This is a genomic window from Fodinicola acaciae (assembly GCF_010993745.1).
Classification (GTDB): domain Bacteria; phylum Actinomycetota; class Actinomycetes; order Mycobacteriales; family HKI-0501; genus Fodinicola; species Fodinicola acaciae.
Genome location: NZ_WOTN01000001.1, coordinates 2,489,917 through 2,507,885, shown reverse-complemented (window position 1 = coordinate 2,507,885; position 17,969 = coordinate 2,489,917). Strand labels below are relative to the sequence as shown.

General features: G+C 65.0%; 11 protein-coding genes and 1 pseudogene. 8 read left to right on the top strand and 4 right to left on the bottom strand.

Features of this window, described 5'->3' with window-relative positions:
• Positions 1–5: 5 nt before the first annotated feature.
• On the bottom strand, positions 6–2,279 hold the full coding sequence (locus tag GNX95_RS11620) for a helicase-associated domain-containing protein (protein ID WP_163507097.1): 2,274 nt from the start codon (positions 2,277–2,279) through the stop codon (positions 6–8).
• Positions 2,280–2,433: 154 nt separating this feature from the next.
• On the opposite strand from GNX95_RS11620, the gene GNX95_RS11615 reads away from it, so the two are divergent.
• Positions 2,434–2,640, top strand: a complete 207-nt coding sequence (locus GNX95_RS11615) for a CsbD family protein (protein WP_163507096.1) — start codon at positions 2,434–2,436, stop codon at positions 2,638–2,640.
• Positions 2,641–2,670: 30 nt separating this feature from the next.
• The gene (locus GNX95_RS11610; RefSeq protein WP_163507095.1) at positions 2,671–3,417 is read left to right on the top strand and encodes an EcsC family protein; all 747 of its coding nucleotides are present in this window, start codon (positions 2,671–2,673) and stop codon (positions 3,415–3,417) included.
• Here the strand turns inward: GNX95_RS11610 and GNX95_RS11605 are convergent.
• Both GNX95_RS11605 and GNX95_RS11600 read right to left on the bottom strand, forming a co-directional pair.
• Positions 3,359–4,150, bottom strand: coding sequence for an SWIM zinc finger family protein (locus GNX95_RS11605; protein WP_163507094.1), 792 nt, complete (start codon positions 4,148–4,150; stop codon positions 3,359–3,361). The two genes, GNX95_RS11610 and GNX95_RS11605, sit on opposite strands and share 59 nt — an antisense overlap.
• Positions 4,143–5,887: pseudogene (locus tag GNX95_RS11600) on the bottom strand (DEAD/DEAH box helicase); the annotation flags it as partial. The gene GNX95_RS11605 and the pseudogene GNX95_RS11600, both read right to left, overlap by 8 nt.
• A gap of 8 nt (positions 5,888–5,895) precedes the next feature.
• Here GNX95_RS11600 and GNX95_RS44265 point away from each other — a divergent pair.
• Together GNX95_RS44265 and GNX95_RS44260 are read left to right on the top strand one after the other, a co-directional pair.
• A complete protein-coding gene (locus GNX95_RS44265; protein WP_425483878.1) occupies positions 5,896–6,141 on the top strand; it encodes a Scr1 family TA system antitoxin-like transcriptional regulator in 246 nt (81 codons plus the stop codon).
• The gene (locus tag GNX95_RS44260) at positions 6,131–6,304 is read left to right on the top strand and encodes a DUF397 domain-containing protein (protein ID WP_163507093.1); all 174 of its coding nucleotides are present in this window, start codon (positions 6,131–6,133) and stop codon (positions 6,302–6,304) included. The genes GNX95_RS44265 and GNX95_RS44260 overlap by 11 nt, the downstream gene beginning before the upstream one ends.
• A 59-nt stretch (positions 6,305–6,363) precedes the next feature.
• Here the strand turns inward: GNX95_RS44260 and GNX95_RS11590 are convergent, their stop codons facing one another.
• The gene (locus GNX95_RS11590; RefSeq protein ID WP_163507092.1) at positions 6,364–9,732 is read right to left on the bottom strand and encodes a DEAD/DEAH box helicase; all 3,369 of its coding nucleotides are present in this window, start codon (positions 9,730–9,732) and stop codon (positions 6,364–6,366) included.
• 244 nt (positions 9,733–9,976) lie between these two features.
• Here GNX95_RS11590 and GNX95_RS11585 point away from each other — a divergent pair, with 244 nt between their 5' ends.
• Genes GNX95_RS11585 through GNX95_RS11570 form a run of 4 tightly spaced genes read left to right on the top strand, consistent with a single transcriptional unit; the run spans position 9,977 to position 17,937 of the window.
• Positions 9,977–11,419: a hypothetical protein gene (locus GNX95_RS11585; protein WP_163507091.1), complete on the top strand. Its 1,443-nt coding sequence runs from the start codon at positions 9,977–9,979 to the stop codon at positions 11,417–11,419.
• Complete coding sequence (locus GNX95_RS11580) at positions 11,416–15,285, top strand: AAA domain-containing protein (protein WP_163507090.1); 3,870 nt, start codon at positions 11,416–11,418, stop codon at positions 15,283–15,285. Before GNX95_RS11585 ends, GNX95_RS11580 begins: the two co-directional genes overlap by 4 nt.
• Entirely contained in the window at positions 15,285–16,454 is a 1,170-nt protein-coding gene (locus tag GNX95_RS11575) for a hypothetical protein (RefSeq protein ID WP_163507089.1), read from the top strand. Before GNX95_RS11580 ends, GNX95_RS11575 begins: the two co-directional genes overlap by 1 nt.
• Positions 16,447–17,937, top strand: a complete 1,491-nt coding sequence (locus GNX95_RS11570) for a phospholipase D-like domain-containing protein (protein ID WP_163507088.1) — start codon at positions 16,447–16,449, stop codon at positions 17,935–17,937. The genes GNX95_RS11575 and GNX95_RS11570 overlap by 8 nt, the downstream gene beginning before the upstream one ends.
• Positions 17,938–17,969 lie beyond the last annotated feature (32 nt).

The window sequence follows — 17,969 nt, the reverse complement described above, 5'->3', positions numbered from 1 at the left end:
GGATGTCAGGCTGGCGCGACCGAACCGATGTTGGCGACGGTGAAGTCGCGTTCTCCGTTGCGGAGGTGACACCAGGCGGTCAGCCAGCGGCCGTACAGTTGGAGTGGTTGGATTTCCCGCCAGCTGCGAGTGCCGTTCTTGTCGCGATAGCTGATCAGGATGTCGTGTTTCTCGTCGAGCGCGTCGGCCAACAGGATGAGCTCTGCCTCGGTGAGCTGTGAGTTGAGGTTGGCCAGCTGCCGGTAGGTGTCGGTGGTCGCGGAGTTCGCGCCGTGCGGGTCAGCCAGCAGTCGCGCGGCGAGCTCGGTGGCCTCGACCCGCGCGCGGCCGGGAATTGCTGTCCTGCTTGCCTTTCCGGCAGCCTCCTGGTCGTCCGGGCGCTGGACGATGACGGCGCCGGTGGCGTCTTCGGCAACTGGCGCGAAACCGGCGGCCCGGAGCACGGTCAGCACGTCATCGGGTTCGGCGGTGCTGGCGAGCACGGTGGGAGAGAGCAGCGCCAGCTGAAGCTTGGCCAGTTTGCGGGTGTGCAGCATTTCGGCCGCTGTCGCCTCGTCCGCGATGACGCACGAGCGTACGCTGCGGACCCGCACGTGGCCGTGCTGCCGCCCGACGTCGGCGATGAGGTAGTCCAGCGGTTGCGGCAGCGGCCGGTCGGCGATCGCGGCGAGCTGTGCACGCAGGTCGTCCGAGGTCCAGCCGGCGTCCAGGGCCGCTCGTACGCTGTCGGCGCTGAAACGCCAGATGCTTGCCGCGCCATGGGTTTCGCGTACGGCGGCGGCGGTCAGCAGTCGGGAAACCGCCAGGCTCGGCTGGCCGGACACGACGGCGGTGAGGTCCGACTGCGGGATGACCTTGCACGCCGCGTCCGGAAACGCCGCCGCGACCCGACCGGCCAGCTGCTCTGGCGCGTCCTTGGTGGCGACCAGCTGCTCGCCGCCATCGGTCAACGTGTCGGCGGCGATGATGCCGAGCACTTCGCCCTCGCGTACGGCTGCGGCGAGTTTTTGCCGCGACTGTCCGGCGTCATAGCCGTGAAGTGGACAGAACCAGTCGATCTGCCGGCCAGCCGCCGTGACCGACCGTCCGCCGGCCGCGGCGCGCAGCAGTGCCCGCCGCATCATGCCTGCTCCGGACGCGAGGGGCAGCGGTGGCGGACACTCCTTGTCGTCCTGCGTCTCGCGGCTGGTCGGCGCGAGCTCCAGGGTGAACCAGGCGATCACCAGCTCGGCCCACTGCCGCGCGGGCTCGGCGTCGCGCCATTGGGCGTACGCCTCGGTCGGCGCGTACCCGCTGTCCGCTCGCCCGAGCAGGCCGGCGGCGTAGCTGACGTCGATGGCGAGTGAGACGACTTCGGTGTCGACAGCGAGCTGCGCCGCCAGCCGCGACCGCTCCCGCGCACCCACGCCGCCTTTCTTCAACGCGGCGATCGGCCGCGACCGGGCGTCGTCCAACAGGCCGGTCACCGTACGCACCGCGGTGGTGTGCACCGGCGATGGCGAGGTCGCCGCGACCGGAATGTCCGGCCGCCCGGTCAACGCCGTACCCTGGTCGGCCAGCCAGGCCGTGGCCGCGACCTCCTGCGGCAGCTCCCATCCGTGGTTGAGCTTGATGACCAGGCCGGCCTCCCGCAGCGGTTGGATCCGCTTGTCGATGCCGGCACCGTAGAAGTAGTAATCGCGGCCCTGGTTGTGCCGCATCGAGTCGAGGACGTCGCGCGCCGATCTTGGCAGCGCCGCGAGGATCTTCGCCAGCGCCTGGACATCCGTCAGCGCTTCGGACAGCCTGTCCACCAGCTCAACCTTGCGCAGCCCATCGGTGTCGACACCGAGCGCCGCGACCGTCGCGCGCAGGTCATCCGCGTACGCCGTCTTCGCGATCGTGGCCGCCGGCCGCCCACCGCCGATCTCCGCCAACCAGTGCGCCGCCAGCGGCTCCGGCAGTGACACCACACCCTCGTGCGTCCAGGCGAGGCCGCGAGCGCACAGCTCGGCCACCGATGTCCGTACGCTTTCCTCGGGTGCGTCCAGCATCCGCGCCACGCTTGCTGTTTTGGAGCTCCCGCCCAGTGCCGCGACAGCCCGGCTGACGGTCACCGCGTCCCGGTCGACCTCGCGCATCGCCGCGCCCAGCGATTCGTGGCCGCTGAGCCGCTCGGCCAACTGCACGAACCCCCTGGGCACCGGCTCTGCCCGTACATCCGGACGCCGCCGCAGCACCTCTGTCAGTGCCGCCTCGTCCAGCCCGGCCAGATACTCCGCGAATGACCCCTGCTCCACCAACCCATCCTGTCTGACGCCAGATCCCGGCGCCGGGGCGGTATCGATCGTGGCCTTTGACACATGGATCCGACCGTGACGTTGGCGGCGCGGGCGTGTCTGAGCAGGTGTCACGTAGAGCGGACTCCAACGAAAGTCGAGGGGAGTGCACGTCATGAGTCTGGGAGAGAACATCGGCAACCGGGCCGAAGAACTGGCCGGAAAGGCCAAAGAGGTGCTCGGAAAGGTCACCGGCGACAGCCGCACCGAGGCCGAAGGGCAGGGCCAGCAGCTCAAGGCCAAAGGCAAGGACGCGCTGGACAACGTGACCGGGAAGGTCAGCGGATTCGTCGACGGTGTGACCGGCGGCGACAAGCAGTAGGCGCATCAACCGTTCCAGGGGGTGATGGTGGTGGCTGGTGTAGTCAGCGAGGTGGTGGCCGGGCCGGTCGCCGGGGTGTTCCGGTCGTGGTTGGGGCGTGCCGTCGAGATCGGTATCGACGGTGTGGGTCCGTTTCGTGGGGCCGTCGCGCTGGCCGCGCCGCTGGTGCGGCGAGGCGTTCCGGCGGAGCAGGTGATCGACCGGCTGACGATGACGCAGAGCGGCCATGCCGCGCTCCAAGGGGCCGTCACCAGCGTTGGAGGGATCGCGACCGCCGCTTTGGGCGCGCCTGTCGGTCTTGCGGCCGCTCTCATGGTGCAGGCGCGCCTTGCCGCCGCCATCGCTCACGTCTACGGTCATGACCTGGCCGACTCCGACGTACGGGCAGCTGTCGGGGAGTGTGTCTGGGGCACGACGGAGACCACGACCGCTCGAAGCAGTGGTGTCACCGCTGGTACGAAGGCGGCCGGCGTGATCCTGCCGCGAGTCCAAGCCGCGGCGGCTCGACGCAGCGCCGCGCGGTTGGCCGCAGGCAAGTCCGCGGGTGCGATCGCATCGCGAGTCGCCAGCTCCAGCGCTACCAAGATCGTTCCTGTTGTCGGGGCAGTCATCGGCGGCGCGTTCGACCTCATCTCGACCCGACGTGTCGCCAAACGCGCGAAAACCCGCTTCGGCACCCTCGTCCTGTCTGACACCGGATCCTGCGGCGCAGGCGATCCTAGTCCGCGACGTACGCGGGCCGGAGGAGGTCGACGAGCGACTGGTTGCGGATGGTGACGGTCAGAGGGGGCAGGTCGTCAAGGAGGCTGGGTGAAGGCGAGGCCGGAGCGACGACGACGTCGGACTGGCGGGCGAAATAGGACTCCAGACACTCGGACAGGGGAGTGCCGCGGCGGTCGGCGTCGGCGGCCGGCGGGCCGGACGTACGGGTGGCGCGGAGGTTGTCAAGGAGGTCCTCTCGGGCGCGGCCGCGCCACGCGAGGATCTGGAACGGGTCGTCGTCAAAGGCTTCGGCCAGCAGATAAAAAACCGCGGCGAGGTGTTTGCAGGGCACTTCCCAGTCGGGGCATGAGCAGTCCATCGACAGTTCCGCGGCATCCGCCGGGAAAAGCGACAGGCCGAGCTCGGCGAACACGTCCTCGATGTCCTCGGGCATGTCGCCGGCGAGCATTTTGGCCGCGTACCAGGCATTGTTTGCCAGCGTACGTTCCAGTTCGCTCCAGTCGCGCTTGCCGTACGCGGTGATGCCGATGCGCGTCCGGTAGGGCCGGGGCCGGCTGCCTTGGACGAGAGCGGTGACCGATCCGGCGCTGACCTCCAGTGACAGCACCTGCCCCTTCCGGGCATAGCTGCGCCCGCGCTGCAGCCGGTTGCCGAGGCCTATTCCCTCCAGGACCTCGACAAAGCGCGATGACCACCAGGTCTGCCCGATCGCGCCGCGTGCGCTGCGGGCCTTGATGCCGCCTTCCACGGCCAGCGGGCGCGACGGCGGTGGGAACCAGTCACTCATCGACGGCACCTTCCGAGAGGGTGAAGAGGTTGCGTAGTTCGCGGGTCGACAGCTCGGTCAGCCAGCCTTCGCCGTCGCTGATCACCAGGTCGGCGAGCGCCTTCTTTCCTCGATCATGTCGTCGATCTTCTCTTCGAGCGTGCCGGTGCAGATGAACTTGCGCACCTGTACGTTGCGTTTCTGGCCGATCCGGAAAGCCCGGTCGGTGGCCTGGTTTTCCACTGCGGGATTCCACCATCGGTCGAGGTGGATAACGTGGTTGGCGGCGGTCAGGTTGAGGCCGGTGCCGCCGGCTTTGAGCGACAGCAGGAAAATCGCCGGGCCGTCCGGCGACTGGAACCTGCTCACCAGGTCGTCGCGCCGCTTTTTCGGCGTACCACCATGCAAGTATGCGATGTCCGTACGGAAACGTGCGGACAGATGTGGCAGCAACATCTCGGCGAACTCGGTGTATTGGGTGAAGCACAGCACCTTGTCGCCCTCGGCGATGATCTCATCGAGGATTTCCTCGAGTCGGATCACCTTTCCGGACCGGCGCCCGACCGAGGATCGGTCGTGCAGCAGCTGGGCCGGATGGTTGCAGACCTGCTTGAGCTTGGCCATCGCGGCAAGTACGTTGCCGCGGCGCTCGATGCCCGTGGTGTTCTCGATTTTCTCCATCATGTCGTCGACGACTGACTGGTAAAGCGAGGCCTGCTCGGTCGTGAGCTGGCAATATTGCTTGATTTCGATCTTTTCCGGCAGGTCGTCGATGATCGCCGGGTCGGTCTTCAGCCGGCGCAGAATATATGGCCGAGTGACGGTCCGCAGTCGTTGCGCCGGCGCGGTCTGGCCATAACGTTCCACCGGAATCGCATAGCGCGTACGGAAAAGCTCCGACGAACCGAGCATGCCCGGGTTGAGGAATTCCATGATCGACCACAGCTCGGCGAGCCGGTTTTCGACCGGCGTACCGGTGAGCGCGACCCGATGACCGGCGCGCAGTTGCCTTGCCGCTTTCGCCGACCGGGACAGGCTGTTTTTGATGGCCTGCGCCTCGTCCAGCACGACCCGCTCCCAGTCGTACGAGGTCAGGTCGTCGATGTCGCGAACGGCGGTCGCGTACGTCGTGACGACCAGGTCCGTTTCGGTCAGCCCTTCCGCGAGGGCGTCGCCGCGGAGCCGCTCGCGGCCGTGATGGGCGTACACGCGCAGGCTCGGCGCGAATTTCGCCGCCTCGCGCTGCCAGTTGCCGACCAGCGACATCGGGCACACCAACAGGGTTGGCTTGGCGTCGGGATTTTGGCTTCGATAAACGGCTTCCAGCGCCAGCAGTTGCACTGTCTTGCCCAGCCCCATGTCGTCGGCCAGGCAACCGCCCGGGCCGAGGGAGGACAGGAACGCCAGCCACGACAGGCCGCGCTTCTGGTATGGCCGCAGCGTCGCCTCGAAGTTGGGCGGCAGATCGACCTCTTCGAGTGTTTGGGCGGCTGTGCCGGACAGCAGGTCGCCCAGCCAGCCGTCGGCCCGTACGTCGGTCACCGGCAGCGGCGTGTCGATGTCGTCGGGATGGGTGGCGGCCAGCGCGAGGATCTCGGCCGCTGTCTTCGTCTGCCGCTTCTTTCTGTTCTCCCGCTTGAGAAACTGCAGCCCACGCTTGAGCTGGTCGGGATCGACGGCGACCCACTGCCCACGCAGCCGGATCAGCGGGGCCTTCGTCTCGACAAGCGCGGCGATCTCCTCGTCGGTGAGCGTGTCGCCGCGTCTTGCAGTTTAGTGCTGGCGTCCATGCGGCGATGCTCGGTGGCTTCCTCATCCTCTCGTTCCCGCAAAACTCGGAGCCACAAACGGTCTACCAGGACGGTACGAACGGAGCGATTTACCACGAGAAACCGCATGAAGTAGAGCCATACCGGAAACAGTTTCAGGACCTTGAACAGCTCGCACTCGACCAGAAGCGGTCCCACGACCTATTGGCGGCGGCAGAAAGGGAGTTCCGCAATGTCGTCTAGTTGGCGTAAGAGCACGCGCTCAGGAAACAACGGGGGTGAATGCGTAGAGGTGGCCACCAAGGCCACGCGGACCTTTGTACGAGACACCAAACTCGGTGAGACGAGCCCCGTGCTTGGGTTCAGCTCAGACGCGTGGAAGCGATTTCTGGGCACCATCAAGTAACAGCGCCAACCCACACAGTGGCTCGCGTTCGATAGTGAGGCCACTGTTTGCTACGTCGGCTAGGCGGACGGTGGTCGTTCGGGGAGAGTGCTGGCGAGTACGTTGAAATACGGCAGGTTGCGCCACTTGTCTTTGTCGCCAATGACGTAGAGGCGCCGCTTCGCCCGCGACACGGCGACGTTGAGGAGGTTGGGCTTGTCCGCCGCCCATCGACGTGCACCGTTGTTGTCGGGTTTGCTGCCGAGGACCAGGACGACAACGTTCGCCTCCTGACCTTGGACCGTATGTATCGTGCCGACGTTCTCCTCGGTGAATTCCCTGGCGGTCTTCGGATCGAACAGGCTCCTTAGCGTCGTCCTGGCTACTCCTTTGCTGCCGGCCACGGCGTCGCGGAACGGGCTGATCACGCGAATGTTCTTGGCGTCGATTCCATTCCTGATCAACTCGGTCAGAAGCTCGGCCAGTGCTTCACCTTCGGCCGGCACCCAGTTGTCGGATGCGGGTCCGGAGACGTTGATCCACGCGTTGTCGCCGGCGAAAGGCTCTCGTGGGGGAGTCCCGAAGACCATGAGGTCGCCGCCGTACGCAATCGTGTTGGAGATGTCGAACATCGGCTGGTCGCAGCGACGGTGGACGCGCAGGGGCGAGCCGACCCAGATCTCCTCGTCGCTGCCGGGATCACGCAGCGAGGTGCCGAATCGCGCGTGGCGGTCGGCCACCAGTTGGACCGAGGTCTTGTCCGGAGTCCATTGTTCGGATACGCCGTAGTAATTGCGCAAAGCGTCCTGAGCGGGCCGGGGCAACGTGACGATGGGCTCGAGCTGTTGTGGATCACCGACGATGACGGCTCGGCGGCAACGCCACAAACCACCCGCGGCCTGTTGTGCGGTGGCCTGGCCGGCCTCGTCGATGAAAAGCCAGCCGAGGGATTCGCTGCCCAAACCGGCGAACAGGCGCGGCAGCGATGCAAACGTGGTCGACACCATGGGTACGACCAGAAAAAGCGTCTGCCAGGCCGCCAGAAGTGTCTCCGGCCGCAGTTTGACTCTGCCACGGACAAAGGCGACGATCACCGCCAGGTTGTGCCGAATCTTCTTCTCCGAGTGGAAGATGAATGCCTTGTGCAAGCGCAACGCGGCAAGAAACAGCTTGTTGCGTGCCGCGGTGAACTCCGGATCTCCCCACGGGGCACACAACTGGAATTCCGTCTCGTCCGCGAGAGCGTTGGGGACGCATCCCGGCCAGTGCCGCTGGGCGAAGGTGATTTTCACCTGAGCATTGGCGAGGCGTCGCTCCGCCTGTTCGTGTTCTTTTCTTTTCGCTTCCAGAGCGTGCAGCGCCTGCGACAGGTGCGACTGGTGCCGTGCCGCGGCGTCACGGTGACTGTCTCGCTGCGTTCGTACGCCGTCCCGCTGGGCGGCCAGTTCGTTATGCCGCTGGTGCCACTCGCGACCTGCGCGGCCCCACGTGGACAGTACGACCCAGAAGCTCGGCTTGTGGCGGGGCCAGTCCTGGTATTCGCGGTCGACGTCCTCGAAAATGCGCTGTGTTTCCCGCTCGAGCTCGCTGGCTCGCCTGGCGGCATTCCGGTGATCGTCGCAGATGGCCTGGAGTTGGCCGATCGCGTTCGCGAGATCGCGGACCGCGGCCTCATACTGGGGAAGCTTGCTGATCTCGTCCGCGATCGCCTGCCGGCGGGCCGCGTGGACGGCGAGCGCGGACTCGGCGTCCTGGAACGCCTGAACCGCGGCGGGCCAGCTCTGGACTGTGCCGGGCTGTTCGCGGACTTTCTTGAAAATCTCCTGCATTCCCGCGCGCGTGTCGTCCTTGTCGCTCCACCAGAATCGATGACCAAAAGTGTTGCGATTCTCCATGTTTCCCAGTGCGGCGGCAACCAACCCCCAGGCGGGACGATCCAACACGCGTGACGCCAGGTCCGTGAAGTAGTCCGTCGCCACGGCCTCGTCCACCGCGCCTTCGACCGCGCCGAGCGCCGGAATTTCGGCGGTGACGTTCGTGGCGGCGTTGTTGCTCGCGGTGGCGACGACGATCTCGAAACCGGTCAGGTCGGGCCGTACGCTGTGAACCTTGGCGGTCGCTCTGCTGTAGACCTCCTCGACCTGATCGACCTGCTCGCCGAAAGCGTCCAACGGATCCCGCAGCCCGGCGAGTTGTCTCGCGCGGTCGACGACAACGGCCGCGAGTACGTCTCGCAACATCGTCGTCTTGCCGGTGCCCGGTGGGCCGTTGACAGCGAAAATTCCCGAGTGGTTGGCCAGCTCGCGCATAATCTGGTTGACGGAGAACTGCTGGCTCATCACCAGCGGCCAGTCCGTCGTTACCGGCCACCGCCCGCCAGGGATCGCCTCAGGCTCAACCGATGACAGCACAGTCGCCCGATCGGAGCGTACGTCGATTTTGGTAGCAACCGATGCTTCGGCCAGATAGGTCGAGAGTGCAGCACCAAAGCTGTCGGCCGCCACTGCCTGCTCGATCTGCGCCAGATCGTTGGCGATAAAGCTGTTGAGGAAGCTCTGTTCGGTGCCGGCCGCGTCATCGCTCTTCACGTGAACCTGAACGCATTTCACCCTGACGCCGGCGATGTCGAGTTTCTTCTCGATACCCATCGCCGCGGCCAACTGGGAGACGAACGAGTGGAGATCTGACATCGTCAAACGAAGACGCGGGAGGGTCGGACCAGCGTCGCTCTCAGCTGGCTGCGTGTTGTCATCGGCAGCCGTACGCCGACGGCCGGGCGTGAGCAGCCGTTCGGCGAACTTCCCGGCAACGGCGCCGGCGATGCCTCCGGCTATTGGTCCGGCAACCGAGCCCACGCCGACGCCGACGGCGGCGCCAACCGCCACGCCGGTTGCTTTGGCGCCTTCCGCGATCGCGTCTGCGGCCGCGCCCTTGACATGCTGGGCAACGGCTTCGCCAACGGACGCAAGTGCACCCGTCGGCTCGGCGACGGCCTCGGGTTTGTGCGGCGCCAGCCGGTCCAACGCATCGACGAATGCGCGTTCCTCGAACTCGAATCCATCCAGCCACCCGCGATGGTTCGGTCCCGGCGACTGCAACCTGCTGAGTGCCCATGCGCAAGCGGACAACGTCGCCGTGCCGGCGATCAAGCATCCGTCCGCGTCGACGGTGAACGCGAAAAGCGCTGTCTCGCCACCCACACGGCCGTCGGCCTCCTTGTCGTCGCGTCCAAACGTCTCGACCAGTTCCTTGCGTGCCAAGCCCACGTCGTACCGGCCGCCATAGACGATGAACTGCCAGCTCTTGTCCTCCGGCAGGGGCTTGGCGGTGAGAGGATGGCCCGGCTCCCACGGCGCAAGCTCACCCGGTGAGACGTCCAGGACCACCGACTCCGACTTCTCGCTGCGGCCGAGACCGGTGCGCTTCGGTACGCCTTGCGGGCTGAACATCTCGATCGCTCGCCAAAATCGAACAACCCGAGCAGCTTGCTGACGCCCTCGCACCACGACCCCCGTGTCTTGTCTTGCTGAACGGCCTTACATGCGTATCAGACAACCGGGGCCACGCGCAGGGATCTTGCAGAACTCTCCGTACCCTTCTGGTGACAGTCGGATGGAAACGTGCCTGACCAGTTTGTTCGATGATCGACATTTGTGCTGCGCGCAGGGTCCTGATCTCGATACAGTCGGTGAGATGGATGGCTTCACTGAGATGAACGCTGAGCTGCGGCGGATCTTTCGCGGTGAGCAGGCGTACGGGGACGGGCCGGCGGCAGACCAGGCGCGCAGGTTCCGGATGGAGAAGTTGCTGCCGTTCGTGATCGAACAGGCCAAGAAGAATTCGACCCTGCCGGATCGGCAGGTTGACCTGCTGGTCAGCCTGTCGGGATTTTCGCCGGAGACGACGATTCTGGCGTGCAAGATTCTCGAACCGAAACGTCTGATGACGATCGGGTCGGACGAGACGCGCGACAGCGTGGATGTCATCCAGGAGGTGTTGGGTTACCGGGCTTCCCAGCTGGACATGCGGTATGTGGACCCGACCGACCCGCTGCATCTTTATCGGCACATCCAGGACGCGGCAGACAACGCGCGGCCGGCGTCGGGTGGCGAGCGGCCGTACGTCATGATCGACATAACCGGTGGGAAGAAGGTCATGAGTGCCAGTGCGGCGCTGGCCGCGTCGCAACTTGACCTTCCGATGTGTTACATCGAGAGCAAGTTCGACCCCGAGATGCGCCAGGCGGTGCCCGGCACCGAGACGCTGCTGATCGTGCCCAACCCGACGTCGTTGTTCGCAGATCGGGAAATGGACGCGGCCGGTGTGGCTTTCCGGATCGGAAACTACGCCGAGGCCCAATACCGGTACAAGAAAGTGGCAGACAACGGCTACCGGCCGGTCAAGGCACGGTTTTTCCGCGATCTCTCGGATCTTTATCAGGCGTGGTGTGACCTGGATTTCGAGGTGCTGCCGGAACGCGTATGCACCATGCGCGCCCGGCTCGAGGACGCTTCCTACACTCCTGTTCGCTCGCTAGCCCAGCGGATCTCCAAACAGGTCGACTTCGTCGAGGACCTGGTCGAGAAGCGAGAGGGGTGGCCCCTCCTGCTGAACTTCTACCTCCTCGGCAAACACTACCAACGGCTCTCGCGGCATGATTTCGCGGCTTTGCTCTACTATCGGACGCTGGAGTACGGTCTCGCGCTCCGGCTGGAGAAACACGCACCCGGGTTCTCCTGCAGACGCCCCGACTACTCACTGCTGGCCGACGACGTTTCCGGCCTTGCCGAGCGGTTCTCGTCCGCTGCGAGCAAAGTGACCGGCCACTCCGTGACGGGTCTACCGGCACGCGTCGGGTTGATAGACGCCGCGGTCCTGCTCCGTACGCTGGACGAGAACGCCGCCAAGTTTGGCGTTGGTAATGACAAAGCGATCAGCAATCTGCGGCTGCGAGCCGAGGCTCGGAACAGCTCGGTGCTGGCCCATGGCACCGACTGTGTTACGGCAGGACTCTGCGAAGATCTCGGCGGTCGCGCGCTGAATGTGTTGCGTGCGTTGTGGACTCTGGAGAACGCCGAGAGGCGGGAGAGGCTCGACAGCCGCATTGCGACGCTGCAGTTCGTAGGTGAGTTGTGACCGCGCGGTTCAGTCCGCCCAATGCTTGGGTGGAGGAACTTGCCCGGCGGCGGATCGGACCGGTGCCGCCGCTGGCGTTGAGCTACTTGCCGCCACCGAACGGCATAAAGCTGCCGGATGGCGTGACGTTGGATGCGATCGAGGCCGATCTGGACGATGGGATCTGGATCGCACGTGACGAGCGGCGCAAGGGCTGGTATCGGGTGGGCGGCCACGAGTTCGGCCTGGAGGTGTATTCCCGCTCCGCGCAAATCGGCGGGCATCTTCTCGCCGTTGCGTACACGGCATACGTGCTGGACGAGGTGCGGGCGAGTGTCCGCATCCGGCCGAAGATCAGCTTCGTTCCGGTCAAGGACGAAGTCGGTTGCAACCTTCCGGCGGTTTTCAAAGTCGCCTACAAGGACGATGCCATACGCAGAGAGCTGCGCCGGCCGGTTCAACAGGACGAACTACTCCAGCGGCGAGCTTTGCACGGCAGTGTAAGAAAACATTACGGACAGCTGAAGACTTTGCTGAATGTGTTGGATGAGCGTGCCAGAACGATTCCAGAGGCCGAACTGGTGGGCACAGTTGAAGGCGTGGAACCGGCGCTGCTGATCAGGTTGTCCGAACAACCTGCGAAACCGCTGCGCCAACAGCGGGTGATCGTGTGCGCGGAGGAGCGGGAGTATCGCACACAGGTGCAGAAAGTGGCTGGGCGAATGTTGACAGTCGAGCCCGTGCGAGACTGGACCGCACGCCCGGGTGCCGCGGTACGAGTCGTTGTCAAGACTCGGTTTACGATGCGCCAGAACACGGAGGCACTGGAGCGATTTCGTAACTCGGACGTACGAGGCAACTGGGAAAACCTCGCGACCCTTCTCTGCGACCCCAGTGCCCTGCGCATGCCGGAGCCGGTGCGTATGCCCGAGCGTTTCTTCTGTGATATCGACCCGAAAACCGAGCCGTTGAACGACGCTCAACGGAAGGCGGTCGCGGGGGCGCTGGCGACACCGCACGCGTTTCTCGTTCAGGGGCCGCCAGGAACCGGCAAGACGACGGTGATCAGCGAGCTGATCCAGCAACTCGTCGTGCGGGGAGAACGAGTTCTGGTGCTCGCACCGAGCCACGTGGCGGTCGACGAGGTGCTGCGCAGGGTCGGACCGCTGCCGGGGGTAAGGGCTCTGCGGATCACCTGGGACGTCAACAAGGTTCACCAGGATCTGCATCCCTATCTGTGGGACAAGGTGGGCAGGGACCTGGCGCGGCGTGCATTCCGGGAAGGCGACGCCAGACGCGCCAGGTGGCGTGGAAGAGCTTCCGAGATCGAGAAGCAGCTGGACGATCTGGCTGAGATCGAGGACGTGATTCGGCTTGAGCAAGAGCGAGAGCACGCCCACCTGGCGGCCGTGGCCAACCTGGCCCGGTCGCAAAGGGAAGGCTACGGGCGAGTGCGAACGCTGGAAACACAGCTCGTCCTCCGCGAAAACCAGCTCGTGGCAAGCGAACGCGACCTCGTCTACGCGGCGCAGGAAGCTGAGAAGGCGACCACGAATCTGGCCGCATGGGACGAGGGCGTACGTCCGAAGCTGCTCGCGCTGCTGAACGCTGTCGAGACTGCCTACGCACGAGGGCAAACGCTGCGCGATCAGCTGCCGCGCGACGAGGTCGTTCAGGACGCGGCGAGGCTGGCCAGGGACATCGCCGCTGTCGAGACCCGGTCCGCCGAAAGGCGGGAATTCGTACGGCGAGAAGGTCCGGCAATCCACCGCGCGATGGCCGACGCTGCCAGTCATCTGGCGTCCGTACGATCCCAGCTGGCGGCAAAACGACGACCGATGGGAATAGCGGCCTGGTTGGACAAGGTGGGGTTTGGTGATTATTCGCGACTGGAAACCGCGGTGCGGGGAGCGGAGTTCGCCTGGCAGGACTTGGCGACGCGACAGTCCCAACTGGAAGCCCTGGCGGCGACGATCGCCAAGGACGTTATCGTCCTGGAGCGACTGCGGTCCGAGCTTGCGGTGCGTCAGCGAGAGATCGACGAGCAGACGCGGCGTTCGACGCAGGCCGAACAGGACTGGATCGCCGCTGTGCTGCAGATGTCGCGCAGCTTGGCGGACGTGACCAAGAGCCACTTCCGCCCACACAAGGTGTACCGCAGTGAGTTGGCCAGGCTACAGAAGATCTGCTCCGAGGTCGCCGTCGCCCTCGAAGACGTGCTGTCGGAGCCGATGAAAGTGCGACTCCTGGCTGGCGGCCTGGAGGCGTACGAAGAGCTCAACGACGTCTTCGATGGTTATCGCCGCGCAGCAAAGAAGAAAAGCGACTGCGCTGCTGAGCTGAAAGCCGCGCACGATGAGCGCACCTATGCCGGCAATGCCGTGGTAGTAGCGGAGACCGCATTGAAGGAAGCGCGTGTCGCGGCTACGGCTGGGGTGGCCGAGGCGGAGGCGCTGGTGCGTGAACGGGTCAGGGAGAAGGTGATCGCCTCTCGGCGGCGCGAGGATCTGGCGGAGAAACAGGGATTCCCGTGGAAGACCGACGTGGTCGAAGCGCGTGTCGCGGCACTGAAAGCCGAGCGGGAAAAGCTGTGGACGTACGAGAAGCTGCGCAACCGTTGGGAACAGCTTACCGCCGACCGGCAGAACGACGATGTTGTCGAGGACGTACGGCAGTCGTACATACGCGCGACGAATCTGGTTTGCGCGACCACCAAAGGCATTGTCAGCGGTGGCAGCCAGCGGGTGAGAGACACCGACTACGACACGTTGATCGTCGACGAGGCGAGCAGGGTGACCGACAGTGAGTTCCTGATCGGTGCCGTACGCGCTCGCCGCTGGGTTCTGGTCGGCGACGAGCATCAGTTGCCGCCGCACGTCGACGACGAGGACGAGCGCCATTTACACGCGCTGACAGCGATCTATCGACATCAACGCGGAGCCGCCGCCTCTCTTGCGGAGAGCGTCGAACACCTTGCCGCGCTGTGGCAGGAAGACGACGAGCAGCGGATTTTCCGGCGTCGCGAAGTCACCGAACTGGCCGAGCAGATCACGTCGGGCGATTGGGTCGACAGCTGCCGCGCTACGTTCGCCAAGGCGATGAAACGGTTTCCCGGTGACACCGGCGACCGGGATCTGCTTCAGGCGATGCGCCGGCATCTGGTGCACAGCTTGTTCCAGCGCGTGGTCAAGGAGATCGAACCGCGGCTGCGGGAACGCATGGTCGTGCAACGGCGGATGATTCCGGCGTTGTCGCAGGTGGTCCGTCAACCGGTTTACGGTGGTGATTACCGTGATCCGCCGGAACGGGATCTGGAGCGGATCGGCCTGCGGCCGCTCATCACCCCGGCGTTTTCGGCCCCACTCGTATTCATCGACACCAGCAAATATCGCGACGACGCCTTGGACAGGCAGGTGGGTACGGGATTCGTCAACCCGTTGGAGCAGAAAGCCGTGTTGTGGGCGCTGAAGACGTATGACGACGAGCTCAGCAGTGCCGGCGTCAGTGGAGTTACCGTGAGTGTGTTGGCGTTCTACCGTGTCCAGGCGACAGCGCTCGATCGCGCGATCAATGACATGCGGCTCAAAGCCCTGAAGACGAAGGTTATCGATGTGATCGACGCGATTCAGGGTCAGCAGTCGGATATCGTCGTGTTGTCTTTCACACGTGCTGCCCGTGGAAGGGTCGGCCCACGCTTCGGCCGTTGGCTCCAGGACGTACGCCGGCTGAACGTAGCCTGCACCCGGGCTCAGCGCGCGTTGGTTCTCGTCGGTCACCGTCAAACGCTTCAGCAGTTGACGGGTGTGGATGGCGCGAAGGTCTTCTACGACCATCTTTTCGGCCTTTTCGACAGTGGTTCGCAGTGCCAGGTGGTGGCACGCTTCTGATGACCGTCGCCTACGAATGGAAGCCCGATTCACCGAAGCTCGATCAGCGCGGTTCGATCGAACTGGTCGAGGCGGTCGTGCCGATTCTGTTCTGGCGGGCGCCGGTGACCAAACTGGTCGCGCACGGGCTGTCCGTGGTGGAGCGGTTCGTCATCGAGGCGGCGCTCCAACTCGGTGTCGTCACGGTGGCCGACGTGGTCGAGGTGACCGGACTGCCGGAGCATCTGGTCGTACGAGTGATGTCGCACATCGCCGCGGTCGGCGTTCTTGAGGTGGTGCAACGGGATCGTTCGTACGCGGTGATGCGAGACAGGGCCAGGGAGTCGCTCGCGGCCGAGCAACTGTTCGAAAGTCATCCGGCGACGTTGACGTTGCTGTACCTGCCGCGGACGGACGATCTCGTCGCCTTCGAGGATGCGGCCGTGCCGCTGATCCATCGGATCACGCCGGTGTTTTCCGCGCCGATGCCAGAGGACCTCCACCAGACCGGTCGCGCCGCCTTCCTCGATCGGCGTATCCAGCTTGGTGCCGTGGAAGGCCTGCCCGACTGGGTGCACACAGTCGTCGCTGACGAAACGCCCTTCCCGGAAACCTGCCCAGCGTACCGATCTCGCGGCTGGGCCGGGAAGGACACCGGAATCCTTTCTCTCCTGGACCACAATGATCGACATCGTGCTCCGACCGTCGAGATGGCGGCGCCAAACGGCATGGTTGGCTGGATCTCCCGGCTGAGCGCGAACGTCGGCGGCGCACTCGCGGCCTACGGGCAGGCCCGGACGACAGCGTCCACCGGTGATCCCGCTCGCATCATCAAGATCGGTGCCGACGTTGCGCAGAGGATGAGTGACGATCGGCACTCGGTCGTACGACCGCTGCGCCTTGAGGTCGCAGATCGGAGCGAGCGTCTCGTGGTGGCTGTGGCGGTACGACTGGAGCCGGCCGATGAGGCCGCGAAAGCCGTCTTCGCGCTGAGCCGTGCCGTGAACACCGTGCTGGAAACGCCACTTGACGAGCTCGATCAGCAGACGGTTCAGGCGGGCATCCGGGAAGCAATGACCGAGTACGGGCACGAAGTGACCGGCGCGCAGGTTCGTTCCGCGCTGTGGCGGCGGAGTGAATTCCACCGGGTGTATGTGTTGAGGGCGATGGAAGACTTCGCCTATGCCTGAGGTCATTGATCTTGGTGACGTGACGGTGCCCGGCGATTTCTTTGTGGAACGTGCGAGTCCGTCGCGTACGGAGTTTGTGCCCTCGACGCCGGACGACGCCGGCATTCGGCACACCTTCACCTATCTCGGCGGCGGCTCGCGCATTCGGGACGATCTGATCGAGCTTATTGATGGGGCTTCCCGCAAGGTGTTCGTTGCGAGTTTTTTCATCGGTGACGACGCGCTGCGGGAAGCTCTTTATCGCGCGGCCGAACGCCTGACCGGCGGTGTCTATGTCATTTCGGCGATGACCGACAGGGATCTTGACAAGGCCATCAACGAGGTGGACGAGGACGCGCAGGTCGACAAGCAGCTTGAGCGCAAGCGTTTCGAGGACCTGACCAGACACGGCATCGCGGTCCGTGCGTACGAGGGATGCCATGCGAAGTTCGCGGTGATCGACGATCGCGTCGCCTTGGTCAGCAGCGCCAATCTGATGACGCGTGCCTTCGAACAGACCGGTGAGAACGGTGTCGTCGTCGACGTACCGGCTCACGTCGATCGGCTTGCCCGGTTTTTCGCCGTCCTCTGGCAGGAGGCCCAATGGGAGATGCCGTTGACCGAGAGCCCGGTCGTCACGAGGATTGCCCGAACGCATCGGTCGAAGGTGGCGTTGCCGGCGGCAGATCCGGACGCTGTTGGACCGATCTGGACTTTCGACGATCAGCACCTGATCAAGGACGCCATCGCCAGCGTCATCGCGTCAGCGCGTACGGAGTTGTTGCTTGCCACCTACAGTCTCGTCGGCATCGCCCGTCGCCCTGATCTACTCCTGGATCACGTACGCGCGGCGGTCGAGCGCGGCGTCAGAGTCCGGATGCTCCTGCGGGGGAGCAGCAGATTTCTGGCCGATGCCGGTGTGCTCGCCGACGTCGGTGTCGACATCTATCCTTGTCTGCTCAACCACGCGAAGGGACTCATCGCAGATCGTCGGCGTGGCGCCCTTTTCTCCGCCAACTACGATGCCGTCCACGGAATTGAGGAAGGGGTCGAAGCCGGATTCAGACTGGATGGCACGTCCGCCCTGGCGGAGGCATTGCGTTATTTCGAGCAGGCAATGGCCGAGCGTGATCTCGACTTCCTTAGAAACCCGCATGCCGCTGCCTTGGCAGGTCGTACGTTCGCTTCCACCGTGTCGAAATGGCCGCTGCCGGCGACGCTGGAGGTGATGGCGGAAGATGCGGCGTGGGACGCCCTGAAAGGCGTGTCGGGTCCGACGATTTTCCATGCAGCGGAAGGTGTGGTGCTACTTTCCCGTGGCCGGCGGACCTGGCGCCTTGACGTGTCGAGAGATCCAGCGACTCCGGCGAAGTTGGTGGTCGAGTCCCAGCGCGAGCGAACAGCCGCCGGTGACCGGCTGCGGTCCTGGCTGACCGAGCGGCGGACCGACGGTTCGGGGGGACGTGGGATTTGCGCCGCGGTCTTTCGTCGGGCGGGCAACTGAGTTTCGCCGGAGCCTCGGCTGGTCAAGGCCCG

What these genes read in the sequence shown, in the direction of transcription:
- GNX95_RS11615 (WP_163507096.1), top strand. Translation starts at nt 2,434, where the DNA reads ATGAGTCTGGGAGAGAACATCGGCAACCGGGCCGAAGAACTGGCCGGA.
- GNX95_RS11605 (WP_163507094.1), bottom strand. Translation starts at nt 4,150, where the DNA reads ATGAGTGACTGGTTCCCACCGCCGTCGCGCCCGCTGGCCGTGGAAGGC.
- GNX95_RS44260 (WP_163507093.1), top strand. Translation starts at nt 6,131, where the DNA reads ATGTCGTCTAGTTGGCGTAAGAGCACGCGCTCAGGAAACAACGGGGGT.
- GNX95_RS11590 (WP_163507092.1), bottom strand. Translation starts at nt 9,732, where the DNA reads ATGTTCAGCCCGCAAGGCGTACCGAAGCGCACCGGTCTCGGCCGCAGC.
- GNX95_RS11585 (WP_163507091.1), top strand. Translation starts at nt 9,977, where the DNA reads ATGGATGGCTTCACTGAGATGAACGCTGAGCTGCGGCGGATCTTTCGC.
- GNX95_RS11575 (WP_163507089.1), top strand. Translation starts at nt 15,285, where the DNA reads ATGACCGTCGCCTACGAATGGAAGCCCGATTCACCGAAGCTCGATCAG.
- GNX95_RS11570 (WP_163507088.1), top strand. Translation starts at nt 16,447, where the DNA reads ATGCCTGAGGTCATTGATCTTGGTGACGTGACGGTGCCCGGCGATTTC.